The organism is Streptomyces sp. NBC_01294, from assembly GCF_035917235.1.
Lineage (GTDB): Bacteria > Actinomycetota > Actinomycetes > Streptomycetales > Streptomycetaceae > Streptomyces > Streptomyces caledonius.
Window position 1 is genome coordinate 109,041 of record NZ_CP108424.1, and the last position, 24,529, is coordinate 133,569.

Annotated in this window: 3 protein-coding genes; all 3 read right to left on the reverse strand. The window is 75.5% G+C overall.

The features are described 5' to 3' along the window. Positions 1 to 26: 26 nt before the first annotated feature. From OG534_RS37740 to OG534_RS37750, 3 genes are read right to left on the reverse strand one after another with little or no spacing between them, the layout of a single operon-like run. The gene (locus OG534_RS37740; protein ID WP_326594150.1) at positions 27 to 7,295 is read right to left on the reverse strand and encodes a beta-ketoacyl synthase N-terminal-like domain-containing protein; all 7,269 of its coding nucleotides are present in this window, start codon (positions 7,293 to 7,295) and stop codon (positions 27 to 29) included. Beyond that, positions 7,292 to 22,444: a non-ribosomal peptide synthetase gene (locus tag OG534_RS37745; protein ID WP_326594152.1), complete on the reverse strand. Its 15,153-nt coding sequence runs from the start codon at positions 22,442 to 22,444 to the stop codon at positions 7,292 to 7,294. The genes OG534_RS37740 and OG534_RS37745 overlap by 4 nt, the downstream gene beginning before the upstream one ends. Further along, a complete protein-coding gene (locus OG534_RS37750) occupies positions 22,441 to 24,474 on the reverse strand; it encodes an alpha-ketoacid dehydrogenase subunit alpha/beta (RefSeq protein ID WP_326594153.1) in 2,034 nt (677 codons plus the stop codon). Before OG534_RS37750 ends, OG534_RS37745 begins: the two co-directional genes overlap by 4 nt. Between the last annotated feature and the right edge of the window lie 55 nt (positions 24,475 to 24,529).

Sequence of the window (24,529 nt, forward strand, 5' to 3'; positions counted from 1 at the left end):
GGTAGGGGTGGTGCGGGAGGGCGGGGTCAGCGCCGCGGGGTGAGCAGGGTGACCGCCTGCTCGATGGACAGCCGGTTGTCGCGGACGGCGCTGAGCAGCGCGTCCAGGTCCGCTTGGGAGGGCTCCCCGGCGCCGGGCACCGGCAGCGGGAGGGCGGCGGGCTCCGCAGCGGCGGCCGGGACCGGGGCGGCGCGTCCGGCGACGTGGCGGCTCAGCGCGGCCAGGCTGGGGTGGTCGTAGAGGATGCCGGCCTTCTCGTCCAGCCCGTAGGTCTGGTTGACGAACGCCACGAACTCCACGCCGAGGATCGAGTCCAGGCCGAGGGTGTTGAAACTCGTCTCGTCGTCGATGTCGCCGGGCTCGCAGTACAGCGTCCGCGCCAGCTCCTCGCGCAGTGCCTGGGCGACGGGGGCGGGGTCGACGGCCACGACCGTCACGGCCGGGGCGGCCGGAGCAGCCGGGGCGGCCGGAGCGGCCGGAGCGGCCGGAGCGGCCGGAGCGAAGGCCGGTGCCGGGGCGGGGGCGCCGAGCGACTCGGCAATGTGCCGAGCGAACGCGGCCGGCGTCGGGTGATCGTACAGGGCGGTCGCCTTGACGCCGACCGGGTAGGCGGCGTTGACGGCAGCGACGAACTCCACGCCGAGGATCGAGTCGACGCCCAGGGTCAGGAAGGTCTCCTCCGGGTCGAGTTGGCCCGGTTCGAGGTACAGCACACCGGCGAGCAGCCGGGCGATCTCCTCGGCGATCTCCTCTTGACGGCCCGCCGGAACGGCGGCAGGGGCCGGTGCGGCAGGCGGGGCGGGCACGGCGGCGGGAGCCGCCGGGGTCGCCGGTGCGGCGGGCCTCGTCGCGGCCGTGGCCGGAGCGAGCGGCCGGAGCGAGATCTTGCGGTCGCTGGTCATCTGTGGCTTCTCCATCGGGTCGGGTGCGGGCCGGCGGGCCGGCTCGGCCGCACCGCGCAGCGTCAGGGTGGGTACGGCAGCCGGCGCGGGTACGGCGGCGCGAACCGCTGCCCGGGCGGGTACGCGTGTGGGCGCGGAGGCCTGCGCGCGTTCGGCAGCCGACACGGGCACGGCGGCCGGCGCCGGCGCGGTACTCGGCATGGCCTGCGGCCGGTCGGACGGCGCCCGGCCGAAGTCGCGCAAGTGGTCCCGGGCGAACGCGGGTTCCTGCCCGGCACTGCCGAGGCCTTGCCGGTGCAGGTGGGCGATCTGCAGGTCGTACCAACAGCGGACACGTTCGAACGGGTAGTGCGGCAGGGGGATGCGGCGGCCGACGGGCGCGGCACCGCAGGCGGCCTCGCGATCGATGCGCCGGCCGGAGAGCCAGGCGGCGACCTCCTCGCCGGCCGGCGGGACGGGCTGCGGCCGGCCTTCGGCCAGGGCTTCCAGACCGGCGAGCAGCAGGTCGAGCGAGTCGGCCGGGAGGGCAACGCGGCGGGCCAGGTCGACGCGCCCGACCGCGAAGGTGAAGGCGACGTCCGTCGCCGAGGGCTCCTCGCCGGCGGAGCGAGCCCGGAGCAGATGGTCCCTCAGGTCCCGCGCGTAAGCGGCGAGCGCGGTGTCCGTCCGGGCCGAGAGGAACAGTACCTGCGGCTCCCGGCGGCCGGTTGCCGGACGCGGGGCGGGCGCGGGCGCCTCCTCGACGATCAGGTGGGCGTTGCCGCCGCCGGCACCGAACGAGCTGATCCCGGCCCGCAACGGGTGCGCGGCGCCGTCGTGGGTGCGCCACGGCGCGAGCTGCTGCTGCACGCTGAACGGGACCCCGTCGAAGTCGATCTCCGGGTTGGGCGGGGTGGCGTGCAGCGACGGCACCAGGGTGCGGTGGCGCAGCTGGAGCAGCACCTTGGCGAGCGCCACCGAACCGGCGGCCGACTCCAGGTGGCCGACGTTGGATTTGACCGAACCGATCGGGAGGCTGCCCGGGCCCTTGATGCCGTCCCGGGCGAAGGCCGAGGCAAGTCCGCGGATCTCGATCGGGTCGCCGAGCGCGGTGCCGGTGCCGTGCGCCTCGATGTAGTCGAGGTCGCGGGCGGTCAGGCCGGCGTCCCGCAGCGCCTTCGTCACCAGGTCCGCCTGGGCGCGGGGGTTGGGCACGGTGTAGCCGTTGGTACGGCCGCCGTGGTTGGCGGCGGTACCGCGGATCACGGCGTGGACGTGGTCGCCGTCGCGCAGCGCGTCCCGCAGGGGCTTGAGGAGCACTGCCCCGACGCCCTCGCCCGGCACATAGCCGTCGCCGCCGGCGCCGAAGCTGCGGCAGCGCCCGTCGCTGGAGGCGAATCTCCCCTGGCCGAGCATGAAGTACTTGTTGGGGTGGATGAGGACGTTGACGCCGCCCGCGATCGCCACCCGTGACGTGCCGGCCCGCAGCGACTCGACCGCCAGGTGGACGGCGGTGAGCGCGGAGGAGCAGGCCGTGTCGACGGCGACGCTCGGGCCCTGGAAGTCGAAGAAGTAGGACACCCGGTTGGCGATGGACCAGTAGGCGCTGTTGGCCAGCACGGGATTGCCCCTGAGCCGCTCCTCCGCCTCGTGGAGCTGGTACTCGCCGTACATCGCCCCGACGAACACGCCGACGTCGCGCCGGTGCACCGGGTCCTCCGCGGCGGACACCAGACGGTCCGGGGTGTAGCCGGCGTCGTCGAGGGCCGCCCAGCAGCTCTCCAGGAACAGTCTGGCCTGCGGGTCGACGATCCCCGCCTCCCGGGGCGAGATGTTGAAGAGGGCGGCGTCGAAGTTCTCCACCCCGTCGATGAATCCGCCCCACTTGGTGTGGGTGCGGCCGACGCGGGTCTTGTCTGCGTCGTAGAGGGCCTCGGCGTCCCAGCGGTCGGCCGGGACCTCCGTGATGCTGTCCCGGCCCTCCGCCAGGTTCCGCCACAGCCCGTCGAGGCCGTCGGCCTCGGGGAAGCGTCCGGCGACGCCGATGACGGCGACCGCCCGGGGGTCTACGAGTTCGTCGGCGGACGGCCCCGACGACGCGGCGGGAACGGCGGACACGGTCGGCGCGGCGGGAACGGCGGTCTCGGCCGGGGCGGTGGGCGCTGCTGGGGTGGGCTCCTTCGGTCCGCCCGCGAGCGCGGTGCACCGCTCGGGGTGCTCCTCCATCAGGTACTCGGCGAGCTCCGCCACCGAACGGCACTCGAAGAGCAGGGTCTTGGAGAGCCGCCCGAAGTCTTGTTCCAGTAGTTCGACGACCCGGATGGCCAGCAGGGAGTCGATCCCCAAGTCGTCGAAGAGGCGGTCGGCGGTGACGTCTGCGACGGGGGTGCGGGTCGCCTCGGCCACGACCTCCGCGAGCCGCCGGTGCAGGACGCCGGTCACCTCCTCGGCCGGCGCGTCGGCCGGGGCCGCCTGTTCCACGACCGGAGCCGAAGGCGGCGCCGGAGCGGCCGGGGCCGCTGGGGTCTCGGAGGTCAGCAGCGGGAAAGCGGCGAGGAGGGCCGCCCGGTCGCCGTACAGCACCACGGGCGCGGACGCGGGACCGGCGAGCAAGGATTCCAGTACGGCGAGCCCGGCCTCGGTGGGCAGGGCCCGCATGCCGAGGGTGGCCAGCTCCTCCTGGGCCGGCCCGTCCGGGCGCATCCCGCCGTCCGCCCAGAACGGCCAGGCGATCGAGACCGACCGGCCTCGTCCGGCCCGGTCCGCGCGGCGGCGGACCAGCTCGTCCGCGGCGGCGTTGGCGAAGGCGTAGTCGGCCTGGCCGGCGCTGCCGAGGGCGCCCGACACAGAGGAGAAGACGGCGAAGCAGTCCAGGTCCCAGTCGGCCGTGGCCGTGTCGAGCTCAGCCGCGCCCACCAGCTTGGGGACGATCACCTCGCGGGCGTCGGCGACCGTCTTGCGCAGGACGTACCCGTCGCGCAGGACCCCGGCGCAGTGGAAGACGCCGTTCACGGCGGGGCCGTCGGCCGCGATCCGCCGGGCGGTGTCGCCGAGGGCTGCCGGGTCGGCCGGGTCCAGCCGCAGGTACTCGACGGAGCCGCCGGTCCGTGCCGCCCGGTCGGCGAGCCGGCGCAGCTCCTCGCCGCGGGCGCCGTCGGCGGCGGACCGGCCGGTGAGCACGATCCGTGCGGCGTGACGGTCGAGCAGGTGCTCGGCGAGGAGGGCGGCGAGGCGTCCCATCCCGTGGATCCAGTAGCGCCCGCCGTGGCGCAGGACGGGCCGGGAACCTGCGGCGGGGGTGAGCGGTGCCAAAACGGTGGTCCTCAGCCCGCCGTCAGCCGCGACGGTCAGCACACGGGAGAGCGGCACGCGCACGGTCAGGGCTTCGAGCGCGCGGCGCAGCCGGGCCGGCCCGGCGCCGTCCTCGACGGCGAGGGCGGTGAGGTCGAAGCGGGGGTTCTCACCGGTCAGTGAGCGCCCCAGGGCCGCGAGGCCAGCGCCGGTCACCGCGCCCGCCGGGGAGCTGGCCGGGTAGGGGACGACCAGGTGTGCGCCACGTCGGCCGAGCGGGCGCAGCAGGGCGCGCAGCAGGGCCAGGACGCGCAGGGCGCCGTCGGTGGCGGTGGCCGCGGGGTCGGTGTGCGGGTCGTCGGCGGCGGCCGGCCACACGATGGTCGGCCGTCCACCGCTGGCGGGCAGCCGCGCGGCCAGCTCGGCGCCAGCCGCCGCAGCGGCGTCGGGGTCGGTGGGCGCCGGGAGCACCAGGTCGGCGCCGTCGAGGGCCGTGTCGCCGATCAGCACCAGGGGTCCGGCCGTGGCGGCGTCCCGGCCGGGCAGGGCGAACTCCTCTTCGATGGAGGCGAACAGGTGGACGTCCTGCGGCATGGCGGGCGCACCGGCCGCAGCGGGGGCGGTGACCGGGCGCAGGGCGAGGCCGCGCAGCGTCAGCAGTACGGCGCCGTCCTCCGCCGCGACGGCCACGTCGTACCGGCGCACCCGCCGGCCGCCGCCGGCGAGCCGCTGCGGGCTGACCGTGACCCACACCTGGCCGGGCAACGGAGCGTGCACCGTCAGCTCGTCGATGGCGAACGGGATGAAGGTCTCGCCGGCCAGGTCCTCGCGCAGGACGCAGCCGATGACGGACTGGAGGGCGCCGTCCAGGACACAGGGCGAGACCGTCTCGCCGGGCACGGACTCCGGTGCGGCGGTCACCCGGGCCAGCACCCCGGCGGGACCGTGGTGCAGCTCGCGCAGGACCCGGAAGGCCGGGCCGTAGCCGACGCCGTTGTCCGCGAAGTAGCGGTAGAGGGCTTCAGGTTCCGCCGATTCGGGGTACGCGCGGCGCAGGGCGGCGAGGTCGAGCGGGGCGGGCCGCTCCGGTGCGCCGGCCGGCAGCAGCCGGGCCTGGGAGTGGATGTCCGCGGAAGCCACTCGGACCTGTCCGTCCTCGATCTCCACCCGCAGCTCGACCGGGTCCACCACCTCGACCGTGCGGCGGAACGCCAGGTCGGCGAGGCCGGCCGCCGGTCCGCCGGCGAGTCGGCCAGCGGCGGTCAGTGCGAGGTCGATCTGGGCGGCGGCCGGGAAGACCGGCAGCCCACCGACGAGGTGGTCGGCCACCAGCGGGTCAAAGGGGCGCACCGTGCGGACCGGGAGCGCGCCAGTGGCCGCCTCGGGCGACCGGCTGTCCGGCGCGAGGGCCGGGGCGTCGGGGCGAGGCCACCGGCGGCGGGCGAAGGGGTAGCCGGGCAGCCGGACGCGCCGGCCGGTCCGGCCGGCGGCGGGCTCCGGTTCGGGCAGCTCGCCGGTGCCTTCGATCCACGCCTGGTAGGGGCCGACCAGGGTAGCGGCTGCCGCGGTGCCCTCCCGGGCGAGCTTGCGCAGTTGCTCCGCCAGTTCGGCCGTGGTGCGCGCGGTCAGCACGGCGCGGACGGCGCGGTGGCTGCGGCCGGTGCGCAGGGTGTGCGCGACGTCGGCCAGCTCCGGGGCGCCGGGGCCGCCCAGGGCGTCCGCCAAGGAGGCGGCGAGCTGCTGCAGGGCCTCTTCGGTACGGGCGGACACAGGCACCTGGTGCTCGTCGCGGCCGTTACCGGCGGGCAGGGCCGGCAGGTCGGGCGCCTGCTCCAGCACCACGTGGGCGTTCGTGCCGCCGATGCCGAAGGAGCTGACCGCGGCCCGGCGCGGGCCGTCCGGTACGGGCCAGCCGTCGCCGCCAGCGGCGATCCGCAGGCCGCCGGTCCCGGCGAGCCGGCGGTTGGGCTTCTCGAACGGGGCCTGCGGCGGCACGGCGGCGTGCTCCAGCGCGAGGATCGCCTTGGCCAGGCCGGCGAGTCCGGCCGCAGTGTTGAGGTGGCCGACGACGCTCTTGACCGAGCCGATGGTGGCTGGGTGCGGCCGGTCGCCGCCGTAGACGCGGTCGAGGGCCGCGTATTCGATCGGGTCGCCCAGGTGGGTGCCGGTGCCGTGGGTCTCCAGGTAGCCAACGGTGTGCGCGTCGATCCCGGCTACGGCCAGCGCCTCGCGCAGGACTGCCTCCTGTCCCTCCGGGGACGGGGCGTGGTAGTCCATCTTGCGGGCGCCGTCGTTGTTGACGGCGCTGCCGCGGATCACAGCGCGGATCGGGTCGCCGTCGCGGACGGCGTCGGCCAGCCGGCGCAGTACGAGCGCGCCGGCACCGTTGCCGAAGACCGTGCCGTCGGCGCCGTCGTCGAACGGCCGGCACTCGCCGCTCGGCGAGAGGATCATGTCCGGTGCGGCGAGGTAGCCCGCCTGCGGGAAGTGCAGCGAGGCGGCGCCGACCACGGCCAGGTCGCACTCCTCGCCGAGCAGGCTCTCCACCGCGAGGTGGACGGCGACCAGTCCGCTGGAGCAGGCGGACTGCACGGTCAGGCTGGGACCGGTGAGGCCGAGCTTGTACGAGATCCGGCTTGCGGCGAAGTCCTTGTCGGAGGAGGAGAAGCGGATCATGCCGGCCGCGTCCAGCTCGGTGATGCCGACCTGCGGCATCGTGGACTGGCCGACCGAGACGTACGCGGCGGTGCGCAGCCCCGTGCGGTCAGGTGCGAAGCCTGCGTCCTCCAGGGCGTGCCAGGCCGTCTCCAGCAGGACTCGCTGCTGCGGGTCCAGCCACTCGGCGTGCACCGGGCTGTAGCCGAAGAACTCGTTGTCGAAGGCGTCGGCGTCCTCCATGACGACGCCGGCGGGGACGAAGCCGGGGCGTCGGACCAGTTCCGGCCGATGGCCCAGCCGGACGAGCTCCTCGGTGGAGTGGTGGCGGATCCCGCTGCGGCCCTGCTCCAGCAGCTCCCAGAGCTGGTCCGCGGACGTGGCGGGGCCGAAGCGGCAGGACATGCCGACGACGGCCACCGCGTTCGGGTCGTCGACCGAGTCGTACGGGTGGTGGTCGTGGTTCATCGGTGGTCGTCTCCGAGTCGAAGGGCGCGCCGCGCCTCGCGGCGGGACGGGCGGGCGGCGGGAGCGGGCAGCGCGGTCCGGCCGGCGGATTCGGCCGGGACTGCGGATACGGCGGGTACGACCGGGGCGAGCCGTTCGGTGAGCAGCGCCACCTGGTCGTCGAGGGTGGGGCGGGCGAAGAGGTCAGCGACCTCCAGACCGGTGTCGGGGAAGCGGTCCTCCAATCGGGCGAACAGCCGGCCCAGCAGCAGCGAGTTGCCGCCGAGGTCGAAGAACCGCCGGTCACCGGGGACGCGGTCGAGTTCGAGCAGCTCGGCCCAGAAGGAGGTGACGCCCTGTCGGATCTCCGCCGGGTCGGCCTGCGCCGGCGCGTGGGCCGCAGGCGGCATCGGGACCGGCGCGGGCGCCGGATCTGCGGACCGGACCGGATCGGTGGCGGCCTCCCGCTCCGCTGCGGGCTGGGCCAGCAGTGCGGCGGCCTTGCGGTCCACCTTGCCGTTGGGCGTGAGCGCCAGCTCCGGGGTGGTGACCAGCCGGTCCGGCAACATCCAGGCCGGGAGGCTCGCCGCCGCGAACGCGCGGAGCTCATCGAGGCCGGGCGCGGCGGCGCCGCGCGCCGGGACGGCGACGGCCACCAGCCGGACCAGCGCCCCGGTGCCGCGGAGCACGACCACGACCCGGGCCAGGCCCGGATGGGTGCCGAGCACGGCCTCGATCTCGCCCAGCTCGACGCGGTGTCCGCGGATCTTGACCTGGCTGTCGGCCCGGCCGAGGAAGACCAGCCGGCCCTGCTCATCGCGACGCACCAGGTCGCCGGTGCGGAACCAGCGTCCGCCGCCCTCGGGCCGGGCCGGGTGGGCCGTGAACCGCTCGGCCGTCAGGTCCGGCCTGTGCCAGTAGCCCTGGGCGACAGCGGGGCCACCGATCCACAGCTCGCCGGGCTCGCCCGGGGCGGGCGCGGCGGTGCCGTCGACCTCGGTGACGGTCAGGCCGGTCGCGCCGATCGGACCGCCGAGGTGCACGGTCGCACCGTCCACGCGGCCGATCGTCGACCAGATGGTGGCCTCGGTGGGCCCGTAGACGTTCCACAGGCTGCCGGTGCGGGAGACCAGCTCGGCGGCCAGGTTCGGCGGCAGCGCCTCGCCGCCGCACAGCGCGGTCAGCCCCGCGCGGCCCCGCCAGCCGCCGTCCAGCAGCAGCTGCCAGCCGGCCGGGGTGGCCTGGAGGACAGTGACGTCCCGGCTCTCGATCAGGCCGGCCAGCCGCCCGGCGTCGACGACGTCGGTGCGGCGGGCCACCACCACGGTGCCGCCGGTCAGCAGCGGCATGAACAGCTCCAGGACGGAGATGTCGAAGCACACCGTCGTGACGGCGAGCAGCCGGTCCTGCGGGCCGGTTCCGGTGGTGGCCGCGATGGCCTCCAGGGTGTGGACGACGTTCCCGTGGGTGACGCCGACCCCCTTCGGCCGGCCCGTGCTGCCCGAGGTGAACATCAGGTAGGCCAGGTCGCCGGGGAGGGGTGCGGTGCCCTGCCCGGAGCCCGGTTGCGGCGCGGCGTCCGGGTCGAGGGCCTCGGCCGCGGGCAGCACCCGCAGGGTGGGGGGCAGCAGTGCGGCCAGGTCCGGGTCGGCGACCGCGAGCCGGCACTCCGCTCCCTCGACCACCATCCGCAGGCGGTCGGCGGGGTAGGAGTCGTCGAGCGGGACGTAGGGGCGGCCGCTCTTGAGGATGCCGAGCAGGACGGCCGCGAGCCGGGCCGAGCGGTGCATCAGCACCGCGACCGGCTCGCCGGGCCCGACGGCCCGCGACACCTGCCGGGCGACGGCGTCGGAAAGCTCATCCAGCGCGGCGTAGCTGAGCGTCCCGTCCCGGTCCTCGACCGCGGGGCGGTCCGGGGAGCGGCGGACCGAGTCGGCGAACCGGCTGACCAGGGTGGACCCGGCGGGGTCGAGCAGCTGGCCGACCCGGCCGCCGTCCGTGTCCCGTGCCAGTTCGACCACCATGCGCCGCAGGTCCTCGACGAGGCCGTCGACGGCCGTGCCGTCGAGCGCATCCGTGCGGTGGTTGGCGAGCACTTCCACCCCGTCGGGGCCGTCGGTGACCTCGAACCCGAGGTCGAAGTGGCCGCGCTGGCCGCGCCGGTGGAACGGCAGGCCGATCTCGGTGTGTCCGGCCGCAGGGGCGGAGCCATCGGTCTCACGGCGCCAGTTCTGGTAGGCGACGGTCACGGTGGGGACGGTGTGTTCCCCGGCGGCCCGGCACAGCTCGGCGAGCCGTGGGTAGGGCAGTCCGGCGTGGCCGATCGCGCCGCGCACCTCGTCGTGGAGCACGGCCAGCCAGTCCGCGACCGGGCGTGCCGGGTCCAGGTCGATGCGCAGCGGCACGGAGTTGACGAAGCAGCCGACCGCTTCGTCCTCGCTCGCCGAGGCCCGGCCGTAGGCGGGTACCGCGAGGAGGAACGAGCGGCGTCCGGTCAGCCGGCCGAGGGAGGCGGCGAAGGCGGCCAGCAGCACGGTGAACGGGGTCACCCCGGCGGTGCGGGCGGTGCCCAAGAGCAGTTTCGACAGGTCCGCGCCCAGTCCGTACTCGCGCTGCGCGGAGGCCGCGCCGGCGCCCGTGTCCGGGAAGAGCGGCTCGGCCGTGGGCCCCGCCAGCCGGCCGGCCCAGAAGGACTCGTCCGCAGCACGGGTCCGGGCGGCGTCCTCGCGTTCGCGGCGGAGGACGTCGGCGAAGGAGGGCGCCGGGGCGAGGGCCGGGCCCCCGCCGGTCCGTGCCGCGTAGAGGGCGGTGAGGTCGCGGCCGATCAGCTCGGCCGACCGGCCGTCGGCGGCGAGGTGGTGCGTGGTCAGCTGGACGACGGTGTCGGTGCCGTCCCGCCAGAGCACGGCCCGCAGCAGTGGCTCGGTCGCGAGCGCGAAGCGGCGGTCGGCCTCCTGCCGTACGGCGGCGGCGAGGTCCATGCCGGCCTCGGGCGAGCGGTCCACCAGGGCGGCCGCCGTCTGCGCCGGGACGAACGACGGCTCGCCGCGGTGCGGACGAACGCAGCAGCCGAGCACCGGGTGACGACGCACCAGGTCGTCCACTGCGGCGGCGAGCGCGGCGCGGTCGACGCCGGCCGACTGCCAGGACAGGGAGACGTTGTACGGAGCCAGCGGAGCCGCTGCCTGGTCGGAGGTCCACATCCCGATCAGGCGGTCGGGCAGCGGTACGGCCGCGGCGCGTCCGGCGCCGTCTGCGGGGACGGCCTCGGCGGCCGGGGTGGGGGCCGTCGCCGTGGCCGAGGCAACCGTACGGGCCTCAGCAGCTTCGCGGGCGGCCGGTGCGGGCTCTGCGGCGACCGCCGCGGTGAGCTGGGCTCCGTGGTCGCGCAGCAGGCGGTCGGTCAGCTCGCCGAGGGTGGAGCTGTCGAGGAACAGGGCGACCGGCAGCCGGCCGAGGTCGTCCTCCAGCAGTCGGCTGAGGCGCATGACCGCGATGGAGTCGACGCCGTAGTCCAGCATCGGGCGGTCGGCGGCGATCATCGCCGCAGGGACGCCGATCGCTCGGCTCACCCGCTCGGCCAGCCACCGCAGCGCTGCGGGGCGGCCGTCTGCGGGGGCGGCCGGCGACCGGTCCACGGCAGCGTCGGCATCAGCGGCAGCGGCCGGTACCTCGGGGGTGTCCGCGGTGCCGTCGGCGACAACTCCCAGTGCCCGGGACCACATGTCCTGGTCGCCGGCGACCAGGGCGGCGTGCGCCTGCCCGGGTCCGGTGGCCAGGTCGAGCAGCGGCCACATGCGGCGTACGGCCTCGCGCACCGGCAGTGGGCGCAGCCCGAAGGTGTCGGACAGGTAGCCCAGGGCGGCGGGCTCGGGCGCCATGCCGGCGCCCTCCAGCACCGGCCAGCCCACGGAGAGGCTGCGCCCGGACCGGAGGCCCAGTTCCGTCCAACGGGTCCGGGCGGCCGCGAAGCCGTCCAGGAAGCCGTTGGCGAAGGCGTAGTCGGACTGCCCCTGGTTGCCGACCAGGGCGGCCAGCGAGGAGGCGACGACGAAGAAGTCCAGCGGGTGGTCGTGGAAGGCCGCGTCCACCGCGATCGCGGCCAGCACCTTGGCCCGGCAGACCTCCTCGATCACCTCGGGGGTCTTGCCCCGCAGGAAGCCGTCCCGCAGGACGCCGGCGGTGTGCACGATGCCGTGCAGCTCGGTGCCGGAGCGCTGCAACTCCGCGGCCAGCTCGGCGAGCTGGGCGAGGTCGGTGACGTCGCACCGGCGGTAGTCCACCGGTCCGGTGCCGGCCGGCCCGCGGAGCTCGGCCAGGGCGGCCTCGTCGGGGGCCGAGCGCCCGACCAGGACGAGCCGTGCGGTCGGCCGGGCGGCCCGGACGGCGGCGGCGATCTCGCTGCCCAGGCCGCCCTGCCCGCCGATCACGAGGTAGGTTCCGTCCGCGCGAAGAAGGCCGGCCGGGTCGGCCGTACCTGTGTCCCGGACGGGGGCCAGGGCAGCACGCCGGCGGCGGTCGCCGGGGCCGATCCGCACCCAGTCCTCGCCGTCGGCCGGTTCGGCCGAGAGCTCGGCCCGGACGGCGGCGACGGCGTCCGGCAGTACGGTGCCGGCCGTGCCGGCGGCGACGGAGGCCATCCGCAGCCGCAGCCTGCCGGTCTCACCGGCCACCGTGCGCACCAGGCTGTGCAGGGCGCGCTGGAAGGGCGACGGTCCGGTGGCGGAGTCGTCGGTGACGAACAGCACCAGGACGCCGTCCAGGGCGCGGGAGCAGACCAGGGCCCGGAGCAGGCCGAAGACCTGTGCGATCGGGCCGGTCCTGAAGTCCGTCCAGTCGGCCGCGATCTGCCCTGCGGGCAGCGGGTCGGCGCCGAACCCCAGGCCGCGCAGGCCGCCGGTGAGGTCGACCAGGACAGTCGCGGGGGCTCCGGTGCGCCCGGCGGTCTCCTCCAGGGCGGCAACGTCGCAGGCTCGGTCGAACGAGAGGCGGGCGGCGGCCTGCGGGGCCAGGCCGTCGGCGAGGGCGCCGTCGCCCACCGTCCAGAGGGTGCCGATCGGGCGCCCTGCGGCGGGCCGGGGGGCGTCCGGCCAGCCGAGCCGGTAGGTGGCGACGGCCGGGGCGCGGTCGCCGTCCGCCGGAGCGAACGCGGCAGCCGTGGCCGTGTCGGCGGTACGGGCCGGGGCCGCCGGGGCGTCACGGTCCTCCACCCTGATGCGGAAGCCCTCGGCCTCGGCGAGCACCTCGCCGGAGCCGGCGTCGACCAGGCGCACGTCGAAGACGTGCGTGCCGGACGCCTCCTCGGCGCGGACCCGGCGCGCGTGGACGTACGCCTCGCCGGTCACCGGGGCGTGCACAGCCAGCCGGTTCACGGACAGCGGCCGGTAGCGGCGCCGGGCGGCAGGATCCTCGCAGAGCAGCAGGAAGGCCGCAGTCTGGCAGGCGCCGTCGAACAGCGCCGGGTGCAGCACCTGCCTGCCGTCACGATCCTCGCCGTCAGGCAGCCGGAGCCGGGCGGTGGTCTCCTCGCCGTCGCGCAGCGCACGGCGCACGGTCCGGTAGAGCGGACCGTAGGCGAAGCCGTGGGCGGCGAAGACCTGGTAGAAGTCCTCGGCGTCGACGCCTTCGGCGAGGTGCCGGGCCAGGTCCTCCGGCCGGTACCGCAGGGAGGGCTGGACCCGGTCGGCGACGGCGGCTTCGGTCCAGCCACGTGCCGCGGTCCGCTCGCCGTCTGCGGCGGTGACCGCCTCGACGGTGAAGCTACGCGCACCGTCGGCGTCGGGTTCGGCCAGCTCCGCTCGGACCGTCATGGGGAGCCCGGCGGCGGGGGCGGGCCACATCAGGTCGCGGATGACCTGGCGGTACGGGGACTCGCCGGCGGTCAGGAGCGCCTCGTGGACGAGTTCGGGGTGGAAGGCTCCGGGCAGCAGCGCGGTGCCGTCGACGACGTGATCGGCCACCCAGCGGGACGCGCCGCCGAGGCGGGCCGTCACCGTCCGGCTCGCAGGGATCCGTACGGAGTCGGCCAGCGGCAGGTCGATCGGGGCGCCCAGCCGTGGGTCGTGCCCCTCGGGCGCGGTCAGGGTGCAGCGGCGGCGGGTGAACGGCGTGGTGGGCAGCGCCACGCGGCGGCCGGGCAGGTCCTGCGCGGGCAGTCGGCCTTCGACGACCCAGGCCCGGGCATCGGCCTCGGCGTGGTCGGCGGTGTCGGCGGTGGCCACGTCCGGGTGGGGGCGGCTCTCGGCGAGGGCGGTGAGCGCCTCGCGCAGCCGCCTCGGGTCGGAGGCGGTGACCGCGGCGCGGTGCGGCCAGGTCTCGCGGCCCACCCGCAGGGTGTGCGCGATGTCGGTCGGCGTGGCCGTGGCGGCCAGCAGCGTCTCGCTGCCGGGAGCATGGGCGATCAGGCCGGCGAGCCGGGCGGCGAGGGTGCGCAGCCGCTCGGGGTCGGGGGCCGACAGCGGAAGGACCACCGGCGTGCGGTTGGCCTCGAACCGGGCGGGCGCGGGCTGTGCGGTCTGCGGGTACTCCTCCAGCAGGACGTGGGCGTTGGTCCCGCCGGCGCCGAAGGAGCTGACGGCGGCCAGCCGCGGCAGGGGCCGGCCTTCGGCGTCGGCGGGCTGCGGCCAGGCCTCGGCGCGGCGCTGGATGTGCAGGGAGGTGCCGTCCAGGTCGAGCTTGGGGTTGAGCTGCTCGGCGTGCAGGGTGGGGACGAGTTGGCCGTGGCGCAGTTGGAGGACGGCCTTGGTGAGGCCGGCGATGCCTGCGGCGGCCTCGCCGTGTCCGATGTTGGACTTGACCGAGCCGATCCGCAGGTTGGCCGTGGCGGGGCGGTCGCCGTCGAAGGCGAGGGCCAGTGCCCGGAGTTCGATCGGGTCGCCGAGTTCGGTTCCGGTGCCGTGGGCCTCCAGGTAGCCGACTGCGGCGGGGTCGATCCCGGCGGCGTCGAGGGTGGTGCCGATCACGGCGGCTTGGGCGAGCGGGTTGGGCACGGTGTATCCGCCGGTGCCGCCGCCGTGGTTGAGGCCGGTGCCGCGAATCACTGCGTAGACGGTGTCGCCGTCTGCCTCGGCCCGGTCCAGGCGCTTGAGGACGACGGCTCCGACGCCCTCACCGGGGACGAAGCCGTCGCCGCCCGCCCCGAAGGCGCGGGTGCGGTCGCCGCGCGAGGGCATGCCGAGCGCGCAGAGGCCGGCGAATCGGTCCGGGTGCAGGTAGAGGTTGACGCCGCCGGCGAGGGCGAGGTCCGCCTCACCGTCCTGGACGGCGCGGCAGGCCAGGTGAAGGGCGGTCAGTGAGGAGGAGCACATGGTGTCGACCGTCAGGCTGGGGCCGCTGAGGTCGAACGCGTGGGAGACCCGGTTGGCGACGGAGGCCGCCGCGGTGACGGCGTACTCCGGGTTGTCGGCGCCTGCCAGCCGCGCCTGGTGCTGGGCGATCAGGTGGCTGTTGGAGGTGACGCCTGCGAAGACGCCGACCTTCGGCCCGCCGGCACTGCCGGACAGGGTGCGGCGGCTGTAGCCGGCGGTCTCGAACGCCTCCCAGGAAACCTCCAGGAAGAGCCGTTCCTGGGGGTCCATCACGGCGGCGTCGCGGGGGGTGATGCGGAACAGCTCGGGGTCGAAACGGTCCCAGCCGTCGAGGAAGCAGCCCCAGCGGGCGTAGCCGCCGCCGAGGGTGCGGGCGGTGCGCCAATCCCAGCGTTCGGCCGGGACCTCGGTGACCGGGGTCCGGCCCTCGGACAGCAGCCGCCAGAAGGCGTCGATGTCCTCGGCGCCCGGGTAGCGTCCGGCCAGGCCGACGATGGCGACCGGTGCACGGTGCCCGCTCGGCGCGGCCGGCACCGCCCGGCGGGCCGGGCGCAGGTCGGCACCGCTGCGGGCCGCGGCGTTCGGGGAGACGGCCGAGGTGGCCGGGACGGTGACGGGTGCGGGCGGTGTCGCGGCCGCACCCGTGACCGTGTGCGGGCGGGCCTGGCGCGTGGGGGCCGCCAGCCAGGCGGCCAGGGAGCGCAGCGAGGTGTGCTCGAACAGCACCGTGGAGGGGATCGCCCGGGCAGGGAAGCGCTGCCGCAGGGCGGCGGTGAACTCGCCGTTGAGCAGTGAGTCCACCCCGATGCTGGGGAAGTCGGAGTCCTGGTCGATGAGTGCGTGGTCCTGGCCGGTCACGTCGGCGGCCAGCCCGGTCAGTTCGGCGAGCAGGTCCGCGGCGCCCGCGCCGTCGCCGGTGGCGTCGCCGTTGCCGGCGGCCGGGGCCTCGGCCGGGGCGAAGGCGGTGGCCGGAGCGGTGGCGCCGGCCGGGCGGGCCTGTCCGCCGAGTGCCCGGGCCAGTTCGTCGAGCGTCCGGTGCTCGAACAGCGCGGTACTGGAGATCTCGCCGAACGCCTTCGACACGGCGGTGACGAGCTCCAGGTTGAGCAGCGAGTCGATGCCCAGCTCCTGCCACGGCCGGTCGCCGGGGATATCGGCCCGCGGGTCGCCCAGCAGCTCCCGGACGATCTCCCGGAGCCGGTCGCGGGTGCCGTCCGTGCCGTCGGCGGCCGGCACGTCTGCGGCGGGGGCGGACGGGGCGCGGCAGTCCAGCAGCGCCACACAACCGGGTACGTCGCGCAGGTGCCCGATCCCGGCGAGCGTCCAGCCCCCAGCCTCAAGGAGGGCCTGCCAGCGGGCGCCGTCGAGCAGCGGCCCGTGCGGCAGGCGGTACTGGGTGTCGACGTAGCGCCACCAGCCGTCCGTCAGGCCGAAGGTGAGGGTGTAGACCGCGGCCGGGACGGTGATCTCGACGAGCAGCAGCCGTCCGCCCGGGGCGAGCAGCTCGGACACGTGGCGCAGCACCAGGGTCAGGTCGCGGGTGGCGTGCAGCACGTTGCTGGCGACGACCAGGTCGTAGTGACCGGTGGCGAAACCCTGCCCGGCGGGGCTCTTCTCGATGTCGAGCAGCTGCGGGCTGACCCGCTCGCCGAACCGACGCCGGGCGTGCTGGAGGAACGCGCGGGACACGTCGGTGTAGGCGTACTCGGCGTCGGTGACGCCGAGGGCGTCCATCGCGGCCAGCGCGGAGGCGGTGGTGCCGCCCACGCCCGCACCGATCTCCAGGACCCGAGGGCGCCGGCCCTCGCGGGCGATCCGGGCAGCGTCGGCGGCGAGCTCACGGGCAACGGCCGCGTTGACCGGGTCGAAGAGCTGGTTGTCGCTGTAGATGGCGGACACCGCGCCGAGGTCGCCGCGCGGGAAGAGCACCGCGGTGGCGGGCTGCTCGCCCCGCAGCACCGGGCCGTACGAGGCGAGGGCGCGGTCAAGCAGCTCGACGTGACCGAGCAGGTCGGGGTGGCCGGCCAGCAGGGCGGCACGGTCGGCGGCCAGGTGCGCGGCTGACGGGGCGTCGGGGCCCTCGCCCTCCAGCAGGTCGAGGACGGCGGCGAGCAGGCGGTGGTGCTCGGGGACGACGCCCAGCAGGTCGGCGGCGGCGGTGCAGCCCGCCTGGGCGGTGCCGTGGTCGAGGCCGAGGTCGGCCATGGTCCGGGCCAGGGCGCCGCGTGCGTAGCGCTCCAGCAGGTGCGCCGGGTCGGCGGCGGCCGGACGGGTCAGGGCCCGCAGCGGCTCCGGATCGCCACTGATGGCGACGGTCTGCGGATCGGTGCCGGACATGCCCGCTTCCAAGGCGGCCACCCCTCTCTCTGGTTCGAAGTCGGTCAGTCCCGGGTACTGGCGCCGGACGTGTGCGGTGTACTGGCGTGCGAGGCCGGTACCACGCCACAGGCCCCAGTCGAAGGTGCGGACCACCAGCCCGCCGTCGCCGTCGACGGCGGCCGCGTAGTGGTCGAGGAAGGCGTTGGCCGCCGCGTAGTTGAGGCCGCCGACGCTGCCGAACAGGCCGGCGACGGAGGAGAACAGGACGAGGGCGGTGCCCGGCCGGCCCGCCAAGGCTCGGCGCAGCGTCAGGACGGCCGTGACCTTGGTTTCGAGCACGTGGTCGATGTCGGTGGCGGTGAGCCCGGTCAGCAGGCCGTCGCTCACGGAGCCGACGCTGTGCAGCAGGCCGTCGGGCTCGCCGAAGGCGGTGCGGCAGCGGGCGAGTGCGGCGGCGACGTCGCCGGCGTCGGTGACGTCGCCGCGGTGGTAGTGGGCCTGCCCGCCGGCTGCCCGCAGGTCGTCCAGCAGGTTCCGGACGTCCTCGCCCTCGGCCGAGCGGCCGACGAGCAGCAGCGAGGCGCGGTAGCGGGCGGCGAGATGGCGGGCGACCTCGCCGCCGATTCCTCCGGCGCCGCCGAACACGACGTACACCCCGCCGGTGCGAAAACCCTGGGCGTCGGGCAGCGGGCGCTCGGCGAGCACCTGGCGCAAGCGGCGGGCGCCGCGCAGCGCGACCAGGGGGACGGCCCGCCCGCAAGGCTCGGCCACGGCGGCGGCGATCAGTTCGACGGCGGCGCGGTGCAGCGCGTCGGCGGGCAGGTCGACGGCGGCGGCGGTGACGGCCGGCACCTCCAAAGGCAGGGTGCGCAGCGCTCCGAGGAGCGCGCCTTGGAGCGAGGCGCCGGCGGCCGGGGACTCGCCGTCGGGGGCTCCGAGGCCGGTGGTCAGCAGCCGCACCTCGGCGGGTGTGCCGCTTTCCGCGAGGACCTGGGCGGTCGTCAGCAGTGCGGTGAGCCAGTGGCGGAGCGCCGTGACGCCGGCGGTGTCCTCCGTCCACCGGCAGCCGCCGACGAGGAGGGTCACGGCGAGGGGGGATCCGGCTGCGGCGCGAACGGCCGTGCCGAGGCGGTCGCGGTCGACGCCGTCCGGGCCGACCGGGAGCAGGGTCGCGACGCCTCCGCGCAGGCCGTCGGCGGCCCGCTCGGTGTGCCGGTCGTACAGCGCGACGGTATGGGTTGCGGTGTCGGCCGGGGCGGGGCGGGGGGTGCTCTCCTCGGCCCAGACCGGCGACAGCACGCGGATCGGGGCGCTGTCCTGCGCGGCCTGTGCGGGTGCGGTCGACGCGGGTGCGGCCGACGCGGGTGCGGCCGGTGCCTGAACCAAGCGGAGGCCGCGTACCCGCAGGACGGCCCGGCCGTCCTCGGTGACGGCGTCCAGGTCCACCAGGAGGTGTCCGGGGGAGTCCTCCACGAGGTGCAGCAGCAGGTCCGCGCGGTCGGGCAGTTCGCCGCTCCAGGACACCCGGCCGATGGCGCCGGCCATCAGGGTGCTGCCGGGGGCGGTCAGTGCGCAGGCTGCCTGCAGGGCGGCGTCGAGCCAGCCGACCCGGCGGGTCAGCGGGTCGCCGGCCGGCGGGGTCAGCAGGCCGGCTGCCCGGCTGCCGGACCTCACCAGGGCGGTGACGGCGTGGTAGGCGGTGCCTACGTGGATGCCGGCCCGGTGCAGTACACCGGCGAGGTCGACGGGGGTGCCGTCGGCAAGGGTGCGGTCGCCGGCCGCCAGCGGCTCCGGGGTCCCAGGGTCGGCGACGGCCCTGGCGTGGACGTGGCCGTCGTGGGTGACCGTGAGGGCCGTCCGGCCGTGGCCGTCGTCCGTGCCGCGTTCCAGTCGCAGGCCGTCGCCGAACGGGACGGGGCGCAGGAAGCGGACGCCGCGCAGGGCGACGGGTCCGCCGCCGGCGAGAGCGTCGATCAGCAGGGCGCCGGGGGCGACGGCCCGGCCGGCCACGCGGTGCTCGGCCAGCGGGTGGCCGGCGGGCAGCACGAGTGCGTCCGTGCGACCGCCGGTCACGGCGGCAGCGGTCGCCACGACGGCCGTCGACGCGGGGCGGGCCGCGGGCTCGCCGGGCAGCCAGTACGGCTCGCGCTCGAACGGGTAGGGCACCAGCGGGACGCGCCGGGGCGGCTGCCCGCCGGTCCACAGGGCCGCCCAGTCGGCGGTACCGCTGGAGAGCCACTCGAGCAGGGCGGTGCGGGCCCGGTCGTCGGCCAGGGCGGCGAGGGCGTCCGGGCACCCGAGGGTGGCGATCGCCGGGTGGGTCTCCCCTGCGGCGAACGCCTTCGCGGCGTCGGCCAGTTCACCGGTGTCGCGGGTGACGACGAGCATCCGCTCGGCCAGGGCGCGCCGGCCGCTCTGCAGGGACCAGGCGATCTGCTGCAGGTCGAGGTCGGACGGTTCCCTTCCGATCCGGTCGGCGAGGCGGCCGGCCAGCCGGGCGAGCGACCGCGCGGTGGCGGCCGACAGGGGGACGGCCAGCGGTACGCCGTTCCCGTTCGCCGCGCCTGGGCCGTCGAGGGCCGGGGCTTCCTCCAGGACGGCGTGCGCGTTGCTGCCGCCGAAACCGAAGGCGCTGACCGCGGCTCGACGCGGGGACCCGTCCACCCGCGGCCAGCGGACCGGGCGGTCGGCCACCGTGAGCGGGGTGCCCTCGAGGTCGATGTGCGGGTTGAGCTCGGTGAAGTTCGGTGTTCCGGGGATCAGTTCGTTGCGCAGCACGTGGACGGCCTTGATCAGGCCGGCGAGGCCGGACGCGCCCTCCAGGTGCCCGATGTTCGCCTTGGCGGAGCCGACCCACAGCCGGTCCAGCGGGCCGGCGGCCCGGGTGACCGGTCCCCCGGCGCCACCCTCCAGCACCTCCCGGACGGCGTCGATCTCGATCGGGTCGCCGAGCGGGGTGGCGGTGCCGTGAGCCTCCAGGAAACCCAGGTCTTCGGCGTGCAGACCGGCCCGGTCCAGGGCGGTGCGCACCAGGGCGGCCTGCGCGCGGGGGTTGGGGGCGGTCAGGGCGGCGGCGCGACCGCCATGGTTGACGGCGGTCGCCCGCAGGACGGCCAGCACCGGGTCGCCGTCCTCGATCGCCCGGTCGAGCCGCTTGAGCACCACCCAGCCGGCGCCCTCGCCGCGGACGAACCCATCGGCTCCTCGGTCGAACACCAGACTGGTCCCCTGCGGGGAGAGCATGCCGGCGCGGCGGTAGGCCTCGTTGTTGAAGCCGTTGCTCAGCAGGTTGGCGGCGCCTGCGAGCGCGATCTCGCAGTCTCCGGAGAGGATCGCCCGCTCGGCGAGCGAGAGCGCGGTGAGCGCGCCGGAGCAGGCGGTGTCGACGGTGATGCTCGGTCCGGTGAAGTCGTAGGTGTGGGAGATCCGGTTGGCGAGGAAGGCGGGGAAGGTCCCGACGGTGGCGTACCCGTCGGCGGCGTCCCGCTCCACCAGCTGCTCGCGGTAGTCGTAGCTGCAGGCGGCGGCGAACACGCCGACCGGCGTGCCCGCCAGGTCGTCCGGGTCGAGGGCCGCGTGTTCCAGGGCATGCCAGCTCAGTTCGAGCAGCGCGCGCTGCTGCGGGTCCATCGAGGCGGCCTGGCGCGGGGTGACGGAGAAGAAGCGGGCGTCGAACAGGTCGATCCGGTCCAGCAGGCCGGCCCGCGGCGCGGTGGCCGGGTCCCCGGCCGGGGACCCCGCGAAACGACCCGCGGGAACCGGCTCGATCCGGCAGTGACCCTCGGCCAGCAGGGACCAGAACGCGTCCACGTCGTCGGCGCCGGGGACACGGCAGGCCATTCCGATGACGGCGACGGCGCCCCGGACATCGTCCTCGGCCGGCCCGTGGGCACCCGGAACAGCCACCGGAACCGGCACGGACATGGCCGCCGCGGACGCGACCGGCGCAGACGCAACCGGCGCAGACGGCGTGGGCAGGGTCGGGGGTGTCTCGCCGGGTGCGGTCTGCGGGAGCAGCTCGGCGAGGGCCCGCAGGGTCGGGTACTTCCAGATCGCGGTGGCGGGCAGCTTGGTCCCGAAGATCCGGCCCGCTTCGCGGGTCAGACGCAGGGCCTTGGCGGAGTCGATGCCCTGCTCGCCGAGTGGGCGGTCGGGGTTCACCGCGTGGTCGGCCACCTCGCTCGCGAGAGCCGTGAGCCGCTCCAGCGCGCTCTCCCGGACCTCCCGGGCCTGCTGTCCGTCGACCCGGGTCCGGTCGGTCGTCGCGGCCGGGACGGGTGCCTCCGGTTCACCGGCCTGCGCGAGCTCGGCCCGCAGGGCGTCCAGGAAGCGGGCGGCCTCTTGGCCGTTGAACACGGTGTGGTCGAATGCCAGAACGATCCGGCGGACCGCCTTGGGCCCGCTGCCGGACGGCGCTCCGAGGAACAGCGTGGCGGCGGCGGGCGGCACGACGACGGGGACGGCGAAGGTCGCGCCTTGGTCTCCGAGGTGGGAGAGCATCAGGGTGACCCGGCCGTCGGCCTGGGACTCGCCGCCGAGGGCGCGCTCGACGGCGTCGGCGTAGCGCTCATCGAACCGGTCGGCGTCCAGCAGGTCGGAGCCGCGCACCACGCCGATCGTCAGATCACCGTCCTCACCGGCACAGGCGATGCCGAGGTCTACGTGCTCGAAGACGCGCAGGTGGTCCTCGCCCAGGCGGCGCGACCTCAGGAACGGGAAGTCGGCGGCGACACGGGCGGCCAGGTGTGCGAAGACCTGGAAGGCGGTGGTGAAGCTCTGGCCGTCGCCGGCGGCGCGGCGGGCGCGCAGCGCGCTCGCGAGGAGTTCTTCCCGGACCTCGGTGGCCACAACGGCAGGCACCACGTCACCGGTGCCGGAACGCAGCGCCCGGTTGAGCTCTTTCTGGCGACGGCTGACGGGCAGGTCGGTGAAGTCGTGGCCGGCGCCGGTGAGCGGCGCCGCGGCGACGGGCTTCGCAGCCTCGACCGGGTCCTGGGACCGGTCCTGAGGCCGGACCTGCTGCGGCTCGGGGGCGGCGCAGGCGCGGTCGGCGACGTGGCGTTCCAGGTCGGCCGGCATCAGGCTGCGCCCCCGGGCGGGAACCAGTGTCGCCAGGACCGTCTCGTCCAGGCCCAGCCTGCGGGCGTGGGCCCGGGTGCGGGGCGGGATGCGGACGGTGCCGGTCCGGGGCTGTCCGGGCGGTCCGGCGGGGGACGCGCCCTGCGCGGGTGCGGGAGCCGGGCCGGCGCCGTCGGCGGCTGCGCCCGGCTCGGCGGGTGCTCCGGTCTCGGCGACTGGCTCGATCTCGGCGACGGCTCCGCCGATCGGCACCCGCCGGCCCTCTTCGACCAGCCAGGCGGTCAGCCTACCGGCCGTCGGCGACTCGATCTCCAGGGATGCCTTGTCGTGCTCCATCTCGTAGAGCAGTTCGTCCTTGGCGACGAGGTCGCCGGGCTGCTTCAGCAAACGCAGGATCAGGACCTCGACGATCCCCTCCCCCAGTCGCGGGACGGTCAAGGTGGTCGTCGTCTTCTTCTCGCTCATGCCAGCACCGATCGGATGGCCGCGACCACGTCGTCCGCCGCGGGCAGCACGGCGCTCTCCAGGTCGGGGTGGAAGGGGATGTGGACGTCCCGGCGGGATACGAGCCGGGGCGGCGCGAGCAGCGAGTAGAACTCGTCGTCACTACCGAGGAGGTCGGCAAGGACGGTGGCGCCGAAACTGCTGGTGCGGTTGTCCTCCTGGACCACCACCAGACGGCCGGTCCGCCGGACGGAGGCGGCGACCGCCTCCCGGTCGAGTGGGGTCAACCAGCGCAGGTCGATCACCTCGGTGCCGACGCCCTCGGCGGCCAGCCGGTCCGCCGCCTCCGTGGCCAGTTCGGTGCCATTGCCCCAGGTGGCGATTGTGACGTCGGCTCCGGTACGCAGCAGCCGGGCGCCCCGGGCGGGTGCCGGTCCGGGCTGCGGCGGGTGCTGGCGGCGCATCAGGTGCTTGGGGAGCAGGATCAGCGTCGGGTCGGGCGATGCGAAGGACTCCAGGAAGACCGCCTCGGTGTCCTCGGGGGTGGAGGGCACCACGACCCGCAGCCCGGGCAGGTGGGTGAACAGGCTCTCGTTGCTCTGGCTGTGCCAGATTCCGCCGCCCGGCAGGTAGCCGCCCCAGGGTGCGTAGATCACGACGGGGCAGCGCCAGGCGGAGGCGGTCCGCCAGCGCAGGGTGGTCAGCTGGGAGGCGATCTGGTTCCAGGCCGGTCCGGCGAAGTCGACGAACTGGAGCTCGACCACCGGCCGCATGCCGGCGGCAGCGAGCCCGACGGCGGCGCCGACGATGGTGGCCTCGGCGAGCGGGGAGTTGGTCATCCGGGGGCCGGCGAGGGTGCCGAGGCCCTTGGTGAATCCGAAGACGCCGCCCTTCGGGTCCTCGATGTCCTCGCCGAACAGCACCAGCGTCGGGTCGCTTTCCAGCCCGGTGCGCAGGGCTCGGTTCACCGCCTCGACCATCGTTCCACCGCAGGGCCGGGTGTCTGCGGGGGCGGTCGGCTGCTCGTCGGCCGCGGCGAACAGGTGGTCCATCACCTGGCCGGGGTGGGCGGAGGGTTCCTCAGCCACACGGTCGAAGACCTCCTCGACGTCGTCGGCGAGCCGGGCCCGGACCTGGTCCGCCCAGCCGGGGATGATCGTCCCCTCGGCTTCCAGTCGGTCGGTGAAGAGGGCCACCGGGTCGCGCATGGCGGCGAGTTCGTCCTTGGTGCGGTAGAGCCGCTGGTCGTCGGAAGAGGTGTGCGAGTCGAGCCTGTCCAGCCGGCACCACAGCACGGCCGGGCCCCGGCCGGCACGGACGTCCGGCAGCACGGCCGCGGCCGCGGCATGGACGGCGTCCGGGTCCGACCCGTCGACGACCTTGGTGATCGCGTCCGGCATCAGGCCGAGCCGCTGCGGCGAGAGGCCGTCGGTCGGGGTGCTGATGCCGTAGCGGTTGTCAGAGACGAGGAAGACGACCGGGAGTTTCCGTTCGACCGCGAAGGCGACTGCTTCGAAGAATTCGCCCTGTCGCGTCGAGGCGTCGCCGATGGAGCAGACAACGACCTGCTTCTCGCCGCGCAGTACGGACGCCCACGCGGCGCCGGCCGCAGGCAGGCACTGGCTTCCGGTCGGGCTGGCGAGGGAGAAGACATTTCCCGGACGGTGGCTGAAGTGCGAACTCATATTACGTCCGGCGGAATGCGATCCGCCCTTGGCCATGAGGTCACGGGCCTGTCCTTCGGCGTCCATTCCACGCGCCAGCATCAGGGTGCGGTCGCGGTAGTGGGGGAAGATCAGATCCTCGGGTTCCAGCAATTCACACAGGGCTGCGAGGGCCTCGTGGCCGGCCGATGAGATGTGGAACCACGCCTGGCCCTGCCGCAGAACGATCCCGGAACGCCGGTCGCATTCGCGGGAGAGCATCATCTGCTCGAGAAAGGCCGCTCGCCGGTCCCGGGGAATCATGTCCCCGGTTCCGCCGGCGCGCGACAGCACATTCTCGGAACTCTTGGCCTTCTTCGTCTTCGCAACCGGAGCAGCGTCGGGCACAGCAGGTCTCCACGGTCTTCAGGATTCCAACCCGGTTTGGGTACAAGGGAATTCT